At 68.9% G+C, this 13,662-nt stretch carries 5 protein-coding genes; 3 read left to right on the top strand and 2 right to left on the bottom strand.

All coding sequences use genetic code 11. The annotated features are described in order from the left end of the window. The 3 genes from ACNQS7_RS04715 to ACNQS7_RS04705 all read left to right on the top strand — a co-directional run bounded on the left by ACNQS7_RS04715 (nt 1) and on the right by ACNQS7_RS04705 (nt 10,538). Complete coding sequence (locus ACNQS7_RS04715; protein ID WP_418011642.1) at nt 1–6,297, top strand: SDR family NAD(P)-dependent oxidoreductase; 6,297 nt, start codon at nt 1–3, stop codon at nt 6,295–6,297. A gap of 6 nt (nt 6,298–6,303) precedes the next feature. After that, nucleotides 6,304–9,324, top strand: a complete 3,021-nt coding sequence (locus tag ACNQS7_RS04710) for a type I polyketide synthase (RefSeq protein WP_418011641.1) — start codon at nt 6,304–6,306, stop codon at nt 9,322–9,324. A gap of 152 nt (nt 9,325–9,476) precedes the next feature. Next, nucleotides 9,477–10,538, top strand: a complete 1,062-nt coding sequence (locus ACNQS7_RS04705) for a type III polyketide synthase (protein ID WP_418011640.1) — start codon at nt 9,477–9,479, stop codon at nt 10,536–10,538. Here the strand turns inward: ACNQS7_RS04705 and ACNQS7_RS04700 are convergent. Continuing rightward, a complete protein-coding gene (locus ACNQS7_RS04700; protein ID WP_418011639.1) occupies nt 10,521–11,804 on the bottom strand; it encodes a cytochrome P450 in 1,284 nt (427 codons plus the stop codon). The genes ACNQS7_RS04705 and ACNQS7_RS04700 overlap by 18 nt on opposite strands. Nucleotides 11,805–11,809: 5 nt before the next feature. After that, on the bottom strand, nt 11,810–13,585 hold the full coding sequence (locus tag ACNQS7_RS04695) for an ABC-F family ATP-binding cassette domain-containing protein (protein ID WP_418011638.1): 1,776 nt from the start codon (nt 13,583–13,585) through the stop codon (nt 11,810–11,812). Between the last annotated feature and the right edge of the window lie 77 nt (nt 13,586–13,662).

Below are 13,662 nucleotides of genomic sequence, written 5' to 3'. Positions count from 1 at the left end.
GTGGACGCCACCAAGCAGGTTGACTACCTGAAACGCCTGACCGCGGACCTGCGCCGCACCCGGCGGCGCCTGTCCGAGTTGGAGGAGAGGCTCGCCGAGCCGGTAGCCGTGGTGGGCATGAGTTGCCGTTACCCCGGTGGTGCGGATTCCCCGGAAGCCCTGTGGCAGTTGCTGATCGACGGTCGCGACGGCGTCGCAGACTTTCCGGCGGACCGCGGCTGGGATGTCGAGGGGATGTATGACCCCGACCCCGATGCGCTCGGGAAGACCTATACCCGGCGGGGCAGTTTTCTCCAAGACGCCGGCGACTTCGATGCCGGGTTCTTCGGTATCGGGCCCAACGAAGCTCTCGCCATGGATCCCCAGCAGCGGGTGCTGCTCGAAGTGTCGTGGGAAGCGCTGGAGCGGGCCGGCATCGATCCGACCTCGTTGCGGGGCAGCGCCACCGGCGTGTTCGCCGGGGTGATCCACGCCGGCTACGGCGGCGAAGTCAAGGGTGAGCTGGAGGGTTACGGTCTCACCGGCTCCACGCTGAGTGTGGCGTCGGGCCGGGTGGCCTACGTGCTGGGTCTGGAGGGCCCGGCGGTGTCGGTGGACACGGCGTGTTCGTCGTCGCTGGTGGCGCTGCACCTGGCCGCGCAGTCGTTACGTTCCGGCGAGTGTGATCTGGCGCTGGTGGGCGGGGTCACCGTGATGGCCACGCCCGGTGGATTCGTGGAATTCAGCAGGCAGCGCGCGCTGGCCGCCGACGGCCGCTGCAAGGCGTACGCGGCCGCGGCGGACGGCACGTCGTGGGCCGAGGGCGCCGGGGTCCTGGTGGTGGAGCGGCTGGCCGATGCGCAACGGCTGGGCCATGAGGTGTTGGCGGTGGTGCGTGGTTCGGCGGTCAATCAGGACGGCGCCTCCAACGGCCTCACCGCGCCGAACGGGCCGTCCCAGCAGCGGGTGATCCGGGCCGCGCTGGCCAGCGCGCGCCTCGGCGTGGCCGATGTCGATGTGGTCGAAGGCCACGGGACCGGGACCATGCTCGGCGATCCGATTGAGGCGCAAGCGATCTTGGCGACGTATGGCCAGGATCGTCAGGAACCGCTGTGGCTGGGCTCGATCAAGTCCAACCTCGGTCATTCGTCCGCGGCGGCGGGGGTGGCCGGGGTGATCAAGATGGTGCTGGCGATGCGGCACGGGGTGATGCCGAAGACGTTGCACGTGGATGCGCCCACCCCGCACGTGGATTGGTCGGCGGGAGCGGTGTCGTTGCTCACCGAGGCGCGGCCGTGGCCGGCGCCCGGCCGGCCGCGGCGGGCGGGTGTCTCGTCCTTCGGAATCAGCGGCACCAACGCGCACGTCATCCTGGAGCAGGCTCCGGCACCGGAAGCCGTTGCCCCGGAACCGTTCACCGGTCCGGTCCCGTGGGTGCTGTCGGCACGCTCGCCGGCCGCCCTGGCCAATCAGGCCCGGCGGCTGCTGGCGCACATCCGCTCCGACGCGGAAGTCCGTCCCCTGGATGTGGGCTGGTCGCTGGTGAGCACCCGTTCGCTGTTCGAGCATCGGGCCGTGGTGGTAGGTACCGAACGCGCACAGTTTCAGGAGGCGCTGGCGGGCCTGGTCGCCGGCCAGCCGTCCGGGGACGTCGCGGTGGGCCGGACCCGTCCGGTGGGCCAGACGGCATTCGTATTCCCGGGGCAGGGCGCGCAATACCTGGACATGGGCCGGGCGCTGCATGAGCGGTTCCCGGTCTTCGCCAAGGCCTTCGACGCGGCGACCGACGCACTGAACGGTCACCTCAGGCTGCCGCTGCAACAGGTCATCTGGGGTACCGACGCCGCGCTGCTGGAGAGCACCGAGTTCGCCCAGCCGGCGCTGTTCGCCGTCGAGGTGGCGTTGGCGGCGCTGCTGCAATCCTGGGATGTGGTCCCCGATCTGGTGCTCGGACACTCGGTCGGCGAGATCGCGGCCGCACACGTGGCCGGGGTCCTCTCACTCGAGGATGCGGCGCGGCTGGTCGCGGTGCGCGGGCGCCTGATGGCCGCGCTGCCGGCCGGCGGTGTGATGGTCGCGGTGGCGGCCAGTGAGGCGGAGGCGCTCGCCGAGCTGGGACCCGGTGCCGGCATCGCCGCCGTGAACGCGCCTGAATCGGTGGTGGTTTCGGGTGAGCAGGCCGCGGTGGACGCGGCTGTGCAGGCCCTGGCCGCCCGTGGCCGGCGGGTGCACCGGCTCGCCGTCTCCCACGCGTTTCATTCGGCACTGATGGAACCCATCCTCACGGAGTTCGCGGCGGCACTCGCCGGGATGGTCGTGTCGCCGCCGCGGATCAGCCTGCTGTCGAACGTCACCGGTCAACTGGCCGGACCCGGGTACGGGTCCGCTGACTACTGGGCTGAGCACGTGCGCGAGCCGGTGCGGTTCGCCGACAGCGTGCGCCTGGCGGAATCGTTGGGGGCCAAGGCCTTCGTCGAGGCCGGACCCAGCGGCGGACTGATGACCCTGGCCGAGCAGTCCCTGGCGGCGGAGCCGGTGGCGGCTACCTTGCTGGTCAAAGACCGTCCCGAAGTCGATTCGCTGTTGGTCGCTCTCGGCCGGTTGTTCACCGCCGGTGTCGGCGTGCAGTGGCGCGAGGCGTTCGCCGGCCTCGGAGGTCAGCGGGTGGGGTTGCCGACCTACGGCTTTGCCCGTCAGCACTTCTGGTTGGCCGAACTGGGTGTGGGACCGGCCCAGTTGGCCACGGTAGGCCTGGCCGGCAGTGGACACCCGCTGCTGGGTGTGGTGGTGGAACGGCCCGATGTCGGTGGTGTGGTGTTGAGCGGTTCGCTCTCACCCGCGGTGCAAGGGTGGTTGGCCGATCACGTCGTCAGCGGGGTGGTGCTCTATCCGGGCGCCGGGTTCGTGGAGCTGGTGCTGCGGGCTGGCGACGAGGCCGGCGCCCCGGTCATCGAGGAGCTGACCCTGTTGGCCCCGTTGGTGTTACCGGCCGGCGGCGCGGTGCCGGTACAGGTGGTAGTCGCGGCGGCCGATGACACCGGACGCCGCGGCGTCTGGGTGTATTCGGCTGCAAAGGAAGCGGATTCGTGGGTGTTGCACGCCGAGGGCGTCCTCGGCCCCGGCACCCTCCGGGGCGGAGCGGATCTGTCGGCCTGGCCTCCGGTAGGCGCGCGGGCAGTCGACGTTTCGGGGGTGTACGAGCAGCTGGCAGCGCGCGGCTACGGCTACGGGCGGGCGTTCCAGGGTGTGCGGGCGGTGTGGCGGCGCGGACGCGAGGTCTTCGCCGAGGTGGCCGCGCCCGAAGGGGTGAACGTGCGGCGCTTCGGAATTCACCCCGCGCTACTGGATGCCGCGCTGCACGCGTGGGGACTGGTGGAGGGCGGAGAGCAGCTGGCATTGCCGTTCTCCTGGCAGGGGGTGACGCTGCATGCCGCGGGCTCGTCTCGGCTGCGGGTTCGCCTGGCTCCCACCGGCGACGGTTCGGTCTCGGTGGAGCTGGCCGATTCTTCGGGCCTGCCGGTGCTGTCCGTGCGGGAGTTGGTGGTGCGCGCGGTCTCCGAGCAGGCGTTGCTGGCCGCGGCGCCGGTGGGTGCCAAACCGGGCGACGGGCTGCTCGAGGTGATGTGGACACCGTTGCCGCACAACGGTAATGACACCATCACCGTGAAGTCGGTCTGGACGCCGCAGTCGGATGCGGACCTGCCCGGGGCGGTGTCGGATGCCGCGCACCGGACATTGCGGGCGCTGCAGGAGCATCTGAGCTCCGACGGTGTGCTCGCCGTGGTGACGCGTGGTGCGGCAGCACTGGCCAACGAGGCAGTGTCGAACCTGGCGGGCGCGGCGGTGTGGGGCCTGGTGCGTTCGGCTCAGGCCGAGCACCCGGGCCGGATCGTGCTGATCGATTCCGACGACTCGGTGCCGGTCGGGGAGGCGCTGAGGCGCGGGGAGCCGCAACTGATCGTGCGGTCGGGCACGGTGTACGGCGCTCGACTGGTGCGCGCGTCCTCATCGGTGCTGGAACTGCCGGAGGACTTGTGGCGGTTGGGCGCCGGAGCCGGGGGGACGCTGGAGGAGCTGACCGCCCGGCCCTGTGAGCGGATGGAACTCGGCGCGGGACAGGTCCGGGTTGCGGTGGGGGCGGTAGGCGTCAACTTCCGCGACGTGATGCTGGCACTGGGCATGTATCCCGGTTCCGCGGACCTCGGCGTCGAAGGTGCCGGGGTGGTCGTGGAGGTGGGCCCCGGTGTCACCGGGTTGTCGGTCGGCGACGCCGTGATGGGTCAACTGGGCGCGGCGGCGTCCGAAGCGGTCGTGGATCAGCGGATCGTGACGAGGGTACCGGCGGGCTGGTCGTTGGCCACCGCCGCCAGCGTGCCGGTGGTGTTCTTGACGGCGCTCTACGGCCTGTCGATCTTGGGTGGACTCCGGGCCGGTGAGCGGGTGCTGGTTCACGCCGGTGCGGGCGGGGTGGGCATGGCCGCGATCCAGTTGGCGCGGCACTGGGGGTGTGAAGTTTTCGCCACGGCCAGCCAGGGCAAGTGGGATACGTTGCGGGCCATGGGTTTCGACGACGATCACATCGGCGATTCCCGGACCTTGGACTTCGAGGAGAAGTTCCGGGCGGTCACTCGCGGCGACGGGGTGCACGTCGTGCTCAACTCGCTGGCCGGCGAGTTCCTGGACGCGTCATTGCGGCTGACGTCCCCGGGCGGACGGTTCCTGGAGATGGGCAAGACCGATGTCCGCGACCCGCAAGTCGTCGCTACACAGCATCGCGGGGTTCGTTACCAGGCGTTCGACCTGTTCGAGGCCGGACCCGACCTGATGGCGCAGATGTACGACGAGATACTGGGATTGATGCGCGCCGGAGCGCTGAAACCGTTGCCCATCACGGTTTTCGATGTGCGACGAGTGCAGCAGGCGTATCGATTCGTCAGCCAGGCCCGCCACGTGGGCAAGGTGGTGCTGACGGTGCCGAACGGGCCTGCGGGCGCGCAGTCGCCGCTCACCGGTGCCTCGGTGGTGATCACCGGTGGTACCGGAATGGCCGGTGCGGCGGTGGCCCGGCACCTGGTGGACCGCTACGGAGTGGCGCATGTGGTGCTGGCCAGCCGATCCGGTCGACGGGCGGACGGTGCGGACGAACTGGTGGCCGCCCTGGAACAGGCCGGGGCGCAGGTGACGGTCGCGGACTGCGACATCACCGACCGGGCCGCCACCGCCGCGATGCTCGAGCAGATACCGGATGAGTTCCCCTTGAAGGGCGTGTTCCATGCTGCCGGCGTCACCGACGACACGGTCATCACCTCGTTGACCCCCGAGCGGCTCGACGCGGTACTCCGGGTCAAAGTAAACGGTGCGTGGAATCTGCACGAGCTCACCCGCCGGTCGAATCTGGTTGCTTTCGTCACGTTTTCGTCGCTCGCCGGCATCGTAGGCAGTCCGGGGCAGGGCAATTACGCCGCGGCCAACGCCTTCCTGGACGGGCTGGCGAGCTATCGCCGCGAACAGGGCCTCCCCGCCAACTCGATCGCGTGGGGCCTGTGGGAAGAGGTCAGCGCGCTGACTCGGCACCTCGGCGAACGGGACCTTGCCCGGATGAAGCAGGTCGGATTGTCGCCCCTGCCGACCGACCAGGCACTCGCGTTGCTCGATGCTGCCCTGCTCGACGATCACCCGGTGGCCGTGGCCGCCCGGCTGAACACCACCGCCCTGACCAGCGAGGCCGACCTGCCACCGCTCTGGCATGAGCTGGTCACGCGCCCCAGCCGGCGCGTCATCGATGCCGCCGACACCTCCGCGGCGGCCGCCGGCATGGTGGAGCGGCTGCACACGCTACCACCCGAGCAGCGTCAGCGGGCCCTGACCGAGTTGATATCAACAAGCGCCGCAACGGTTCTGGGCCACAGCAGTGCCGTCGACATCGACGGCCAACGGGCCTTCCAGGAACTCGGGTTCGACTCACTGACTGCCGTCGAGCTGCGTAACCGCCTCAAGGCCGCGACCGGGTTGACGCTGTCGCCCACCCTGATCTTCGACTACCCGACCCCCGCCGCGCTGGCCGAATACCTCGCGGATCAGCTGGCCACCAGTGCGCCGGCACCCAGCGAGCAACCGAACCCGTTGGACCGCTTCAACGACATCAGCAGCGAACTCGACGCCCTGGTCCACCAGCCCGAGTTGACCGCCGAGGAGAAAGTCCAGATCGCGACCAAGCTTCGCGCCCTCGTCGCCGACCTGACGTCCGCCCCCGACCAATCCGCGAGTATCAGCAGCAGCGAGCTAGCGGCACTTCTCGACGACGACTTCACCCCGTAGGCCGCCGTGCAACCGACTGACATCGCCATCATCGGTGTTGCGTGCAGATTCCCCGGGGCCGCCAACCCGCGCGAGTTCTGGGCGCTGCTGCGCGAGGGACGTGAGGTCATCGAACCCCTCTCTGAGGTAGCCGATTTCGATGCCGAGTTTTTCAACCTGTCGCCCCGCGAAGCCAGTGCGATGGATCCGCGGCAACGACTTGCCCTGGAGCTGACCTGGGAACTGTTCGAAGACGCGTTCCTGGTGCCCGACAGGCTGCGTGGTGAGCAGATCGCCGTCTACCTCGGGGCAATGAGCGACGACTACGCGCTGCTGACGGTGCGGCCGGACAGCGATCCGGTCGACCACCATGCCTTCGCCGGCCTGAGCCGCGGGATGATCGCAAACCGGGTCTCATACGTCTTCGGCGTGCGCGGGCCCAGTATGACCGTGGACTCCGGTCAATCGTCATCCCTCGTTGCCGTCCACGAAGCCTGCGCGGGTCTGCGGGCGGGCGATTACACCATGGCGATCGCCGGTGGCATTCATCTCAACCTGGCGGCCGAATCCGCCGTATTGGAACGGGAATTCGGTGCGCTGTCACCGTCCGGGCACACGTACGCATTCGACCGGCGGGCCGACGGATACGTGCGCGGTGAGGGTGCCGGCCTGGTCCTGCTCAAGCCACTCAGCGACGCCGTGCGCGACGGCAACCGCATCCACGCCGTCATCTCAGGCAGCGCCGTCGGCAATGCCGGGTACGGCGGAGCCGGTCTGACCGTGCCCTCGGTCGCCGCCCAGGCAGACGTCATCCAGCGGGCGCTGGCCGGCGCCGGCCTCAGCCGCGGCGACATCGATTACGTCGAAGCTCATGGAACCGGAACCCAGGTCGGTGACCCGGTGGAGGCCAGAGCCTTGGGCGCGGTTTTCGGCGCGGCTCACCCGGTGGCTATCGGGTCCGTCAAGACGAACATCGGCCACACCGGCGCCGCGGCGGGAGTGGCCGGCCTGATCAAAACGGTGCTGTCCATCGAAAACGGTTTCATTCCAGCAAGTCTCAACTTCGCTACGCCTGGTCTCGAGCTGGCGCCGCTGGGCTTGCGCGTCAACGACACGCTGACACCGTGGGGGTCCGCGTTCCGCCGTGCCGGGGTCTCGTCGTTCGGTATGGGCGGCACCAATGCCCATGTGATCGTGGAGCAGTCTCCCGTCTCGGAACCGGCGGCGGCGCCCGCTGACGCCGTGACCGTGTCGTGGGTGCTCAGCGCGCGCTCGCCCGAAGCGCTGGCCAATCAGGCGGGTCGCCTTGCCACCCACGCCGGCGGGCGCGGGATCGCCGACGTGGGCTGGTCTTTGGCGACCACCCGCACGCAATTCGCGCATCGGGCCGTCGTGGTCGGCTCCGGCGGCGAACAGATGGCGGCGGCGCTGTCCGGTCTGGCCTGCGGCGCAACGGGATCGGGTTCGGTGGTCGGCCGGGCCGGGGTGCCCGGCAAGACGGTTTTCGTCTTTCCCGGGCAGGGCTCGCAGTACCTGGGCATGGGCCGGCAGCTGCACGACCGGTTCCCGGCGTTCGCGACCGCTTTCGACGAGGTCGTCGCCGCCCTGGACCCACACTTGACATCGCCGCTGCGACAGGTGATCTGGGGCCGCGACCAGACGTTGCTGCAGAGTACCGAGTTCGCTCAGCCGGGCTTGTTCGCGGTGCAGCTGGCCACGTCCGCGCTGTTGCACTCCTGGGGGGTGAGGCCGGATGTGGTGCTGGGTCACTCGGTAGGGGAGATCGCCGCCGCCCACCTGGCCGGGGTATTGACCCTGCCGGACGCCGCGCGGCTGGTGGCTGTTCGCGGCCGGTTGATGGCCGGGCTGCCCGAGGGTGGGGTGATGGTCGCGGTTGCCCTCGGGGAAGCTGAGGTGGCGCCGCTGCTGGGGGAGGGCGTCAGCCTGGCGGCCGTGAACGCACCGGACGCGGTGGTCCTTTCCGGAGCGCGGGCCGCGGTCGGCGCGGTGGCAGAGCGCTTGGCGGCGCAGGGCCGCCGGGTACAGCGGCTTGCGGTGTCGCATGCGTTTCACTCGGCCCTGATGGAGCCGGTCCTTGATGACTTCCTGACGTCCCTCGCCGGCCTCACCGCGTCGGAGCCGCGAATCAGCTTGATCTCCAACGTCACCGGCGAGCCGGCCGCCGGGGGCTACGGATCGGCGCGGTACTGGGTCGATCATGTGCGCAGACCGGTGCGGTTCGCCGACGGACTCAGGGCGGCAGCCGGTCTGGGCGGCGGCACGTTCGTCGAGGTGGGCCCGGCCGCCGGTCTGACGGCCGACCAGGACGCCTCGGTTCCCACTCTGACGGACTCTCTCGCCGAGGCCGAGGTCGATGCCGTCCTCACTGCGGCTGGGAAACTGTTCACCAGCGGAGTCGACGTGCACTGGGCCGCCACATTCGACGGATTGGAACCGCGGCGGGTAGACCTACCGACGTACGGGTTCGCGCGGCGACGCTTCTGGTTGGGCACCGCGGACCCCACCCCGGTCGCGGCCCCCGATTCGGAGCGGCTGCACGACCTCGATCCGGAAGATCAGCGTCGCCGACTCGTCGAGTTGGTGTGCCACCACGCGGCCGTCGTGCTGGGACACGCCGGCGGCGGCGACATCGAAGCCGGCCGGGCCTTCGAAGACCTCGGCTTCACCTCGATGAGCGGTGTCGAACTGCGTAATCGGCTGAAAACCGAGAGCGTTTTGGCCGGATTGTCACTATCGCGCACCCTGATTTTCGACTATCCCACCCCAATCGGGCTGGCCACGCATCTGGCGCAACAACTGTCAGGCGGCAACCACGCCGAATCCGGTGACGCCGGGATTTGGTCGTTACTGCACACGATTCCAATCAGCGAGCTACGCCGCACCGGATTACTCGACAAACTGCTGTTGCTGGCCGGAAATCCGGAAAATACCACGTCAGAAGTGGTCGACAGCGATGGGGTAATCGACTCGCTGAGCCCGGACGCGCTAATCGCGATGACACTGGATGGCGACGATGATAATGGCTGACAACAGGTGTCGCGAACAAATGTTTCTCACACAATAAGACAAGTGTCGAATATCACCGTCTTTGCGGCATTGCGGACGGCGAACTAAACTGCGGAATTTGGGAGTCTTTTCGGGGTGGGCCGTCCGACGAGTAACTGAATGAGGCAGGGTCAATGAGCGTCATCGCCGGGGTCTTCGGTGCGTTGCCACCACACCGATACAGCCAGAGTGAGATCACCGATCTGTTCGTCGAGTTCCCGGGGTTGAAGGAGCACGAAGAGATCGTTCGGCGGCTGCACAAGTCCGCCAAGGTGAACAATCGCCACTTCGTGCTGCCGCTGGAGCGCTACCCGTCCCTCAACGACTTCGGCGACGCCAACGAGATCTTCATCGACAAGGCCGTTGACCTCGGCATCGAGGCCTTGATGGGTGCTCTAGACGAGGCGGGACTACAGCCGCAGGACATCGACATGATCGCCACCACCACGGTGACCGGCGTCGCCGTTCCGTCGCTGGACGCGCGTATCGCGGGGCGGCTCGGGCTGCGACCCGACGTTCGCCGGATGCCGCTGTTCGGCCTCGGCTGTGTGGCCGGCGCGGCGGGCGTGGCGCGCCTGCACGACTACCTGCGCGGTGCTCCCGACGGCGTCGCGGTGCTGATCTCCGTCGAGCTGTGCTCGCTGACCTACCCAGCGGTCCAACCCACGGTCTCCGGCCTGATCGGAACGGCACTTTTCGGGGACGGCGCCGCCGCCGTCGTCGCGGTCGGTGACCGCCGCGCGGAACAGATTCGGGCCACCGGACCCACCATCATCGATTCGCGTAGCCGCCTGTACCCCGAATCGCTGGACATCATGGGCTGGGACGTCGGATCGCACGGATTGCAACTGCGGCTGTCCCCGGACCTCACCGGCCTGATCGAAGCGCACCTGCCGGCCGACGTCGACGGATTCCTCGCCATGCACGACCTGACCCGCGATGACATCGGCACCTGGGTGAGCCACCCCGGTGGACCGAAGGTGATCGACGCGATCACCAGCTCGCTGGAGCTCGCGCCGGAAGCGCTCGAGCTGACCTGGCGTTCCCTCGGCGAGATCGGCAATCTGTCCTCGTCGTCGGTGCTGCACATCCTGCGCGACACCATCGAGAAGCGGCCGCCCAGTGGGAGTCCCGGGTTGATGTTGGCGATGGGTCCCGGGTTCTGCGCCGAACTCGTGCTACTGCGCTGGCACTGACTCGCGCACGTGCACTGTCAGGCCCGGCTTGGGACTGAGTGAGGCGAAGTTGGCGGCCCGGATGCGCTGACCGGGCAGCTCCAGGGTGGTCCGGGCGACCAGCCGGGCCAGCATCACCGTCATCTCGGTGATGGCCATCACCGAGCCGATGCACCGGTGCAGGCCGCCGCTGAACGGAATGAACTCGTGCGGCGCGGGTTTGCGGTAGTCGGGCGCGCTCGGGTCCCACCGTTGCGGACGGAATTGCGTTGGCTGCAACCATAATTCGGGAATCCGGTGGGTGACGTAGGCGCTGAAGATGATCATCCGGCCCGCCGGGATCCGGTGTCCGTCGAATCGCAACTCGCGCACCACCCGACGGGCGGAGATGACCCCCGGCGGGTACAGCCGAAGCGTTTCGTGCACAACGCCGTTGAGGTAGGTCAGAGCGGGCAGGTCAGCCGCCGTCGGCACCCCGCCGGTCAGCACCCGGTCGAGTTCGGCGGCGGCAGTGGCCCAGGCGCCGGGCACCGTCAGCAGCAGGTAGGCGGCCCACGCCAGCGCGCCACTCGTCGTTTCAAAACCCGCCGTGATCATCGACACGATCTGGTCGCGAATCTCATTGTCGGACAGCGTCTGCCCTTCATCAGATCGCCCCTGCAACAGGGTCGTCAGCAGGTGGTCGTCAGGTCGCGGCCGGGCGCGGGCATCGGCGATCTCGGCGTCCATCAACTCGTCGATACGAGCCCGCGCGGCCATCGCGCGTCGCCAACCGGGGGAGTTGAGCCGCCGTTGCACGGTCATCACCTGGGGCAGGTAGTGGGTCAGGTCCAGCAGCGGCTGCAATTGGGCGCCAAGGAAATCCGAATGCGCCGCCATCCGGGAACCGAACAGGCTCTCCGCGGTACTGCGCCGCACCGCTGAGCGGAATTCCTGGTAGATGTCCAGGCGTTGGCCGGGACGCCAGTCGTCGATCATGGCGTCCACGGAGCGCACCATGGTGTGCACGTATTCCTGAACCTGGCGGTGGCGCAGTCCCGGTGCCACCACGCTGCGCCGGCGGCGGTGGTCTTCGCCGTCGCTGACGATCAGCGCGGTCGGTCCGTCCACCGGCGCCAGCGTCTCGAAGGTCTCCCGCCAGCTGAACGCATCGGCGTTGGCGAACACGAACTTGTTCGCCTCCGGCCCAAGCAGATAGACGAAGCCGTGGCTACCGATGCCGGCGTTGATCACCGGGCCCCGGCGCCGGTATGCCGCCAGCAATGCCTCACCGGGCGGGTACGACACCGCCTTCATTCCAGGGCCTCCGACAACTCCAGCCACTGGGCCTCGACGGCGGCGACCTCATCCTCGAGTTCGCGCAATTGCCTGGTCAATCGCGTGACGCCGACGTGGTCGGACTGGTCGTGTTCGGCGAGTTCGGTGTGCTTGGCCTCGATCCGGTCAGCGAGGCGGGCCAGCTGCCGGTCGACGGAGGCCAGTTCCTTCTCGGTGGCCCGCCGCTGCGCCCCCGACATCGCCTGCTGCGCGACCGGGTTCGGGGCCGGCGCCGTCGGTCTGGCGGGTGACCGGTGTGCCAGGGCGAGGTATTCGTCGATGCCGCCCGGCAGGTGACGCAACCGGCCGTCCAGGATCGCGTATTGCTGGTCGGTGACGCGTTCGAGCAGGTAGCGGTCGTGCGAAACGACGATCAGGGTGCCCGCCCAGGAGTCCAGCAGGTCCTCGGTAGCGGTCAGCATGTCGGTGTCGACATCGTTGGTGGGCTCGTCGAGCAGCAGCACGTTCGGCTGCGAGAGCAGCGTGAGCATCAATTGCATGCGTCGGCGCTGGCCGCCGGACAACTCCCCGATGCGCGCCGAGAGCTGTCCGGAGCCGAAGCCCAGCCGCTCGAGCAACTGCGTCGGGGTCATCTCGCGGCCCTCGACCTCGTAGCCGCTCTGCAACCGTCCGAGCACGTCGGCGATGCGCTCCCCGGCCATCGCGGTCAGCTCGTCACCCTGCTGATCCAGCACCGCAAGGCGGACCGTCTTGCCGCGTTTGACGCGCCCGCTGTCGGGTTGGACGGTGCCGGCGAGCAACCCCAGCAGGGTGGACTTGCCGGCGCCATTGGCTCCGACGATCCCGGTGCGTTCGCCCGGGGCGATCCGCCACTCGACATCGCGGAGCACCGGGCGCCCGTCGTAGCAGACCGAGACGTCCAACAGGTCGATCACGTCCTTGCCCAGCCGGGCTGTCGCGAGCTTGGCCAGTTCGACGGTGTTGCGCAGCGGTGGGACGTCGGCGATCAACTGGTTGGCCGCCTCGATGCGGAACTTGGGCTTGGAAGTGCGCGCAGGGGCGCCGCGGCGCAGCCAGGCGAGTTCCTTGCGCATCAGGTTCTGCCGTTTGGCCTCCGACGCCGCGGCCTGACGGTCGCGCTCCACCCGCTGCAGCACGTACGCGGCATAGCCACCTTCGAACGGTTCGACGATGCCGTCATGCACTTCCCACGTGGTGGTGGCCACCTCGTCCAGGAACCAGCGGTCGTGGGTGACCACCAGCAGACCGCCGCTGTTGCGTGCCCACCGCTGCTTGAGGTGACCCGCCAGCCAGGTGATGCCCTCGATGTCCAGGTGATTGGTGGGTTCGTCCAGCGCGATCACGTCCCATTCGCCGATCAGCAACTGGGCCAGCTGCACGCGTCGGCGCTGGCCGCCGCTGAGCGTGGAAACCATTGCGTCCCAGTCGATATCGGAAACCAGACCGGCAACCACGTCGCGCACCCGGCCGTCGCCGGCCCACTGGTGCTCGGGTTGGTCACCGACCAGCGACCACCCGACGGTGTGCCCGGGATCCAGGGTGTCCGCCTGCGCGAGCGCGCTCACCCGCAGGCCGCTGCGCTGGGTGACCCGCCCCGAGTCCGGCTGAACCTGCCCGGTGAGCAGGCCCAGCAAGCTGGATTTGCCGTCCCCGTTGCGCCCGACGATGCCGATGCGCGCGCCGTCGTTGACGCCGAGGGTGACCGATTCGAAGATCACCTGGGTCGGGTATGCCAGGTGGACGGCCTCGGCTCCGAGCAGGTGTGCCACTGGGCTGAGGCTACCGGCTTCGTCAGCGCGCGGACTGCCTCGTCACCTCAGCGGGTCGATTTGGCCGGTGGCGACGC

It is taken from the genome of Mycobacterium sp. 23 (assembly GCF_048287075.1).
Lineage (GTDB): Bacteria > Actinomycetota > Actinomycetes > Mycobacteriales > Mycobacteriaceae > Mycobacterium > Mycobacterium gordonae_B.
The sequence above is the reverse complement of the archived record's forward strand: the minus strand, read 5'-3'. Positions and strand labels throughout refer to the sequence as shown.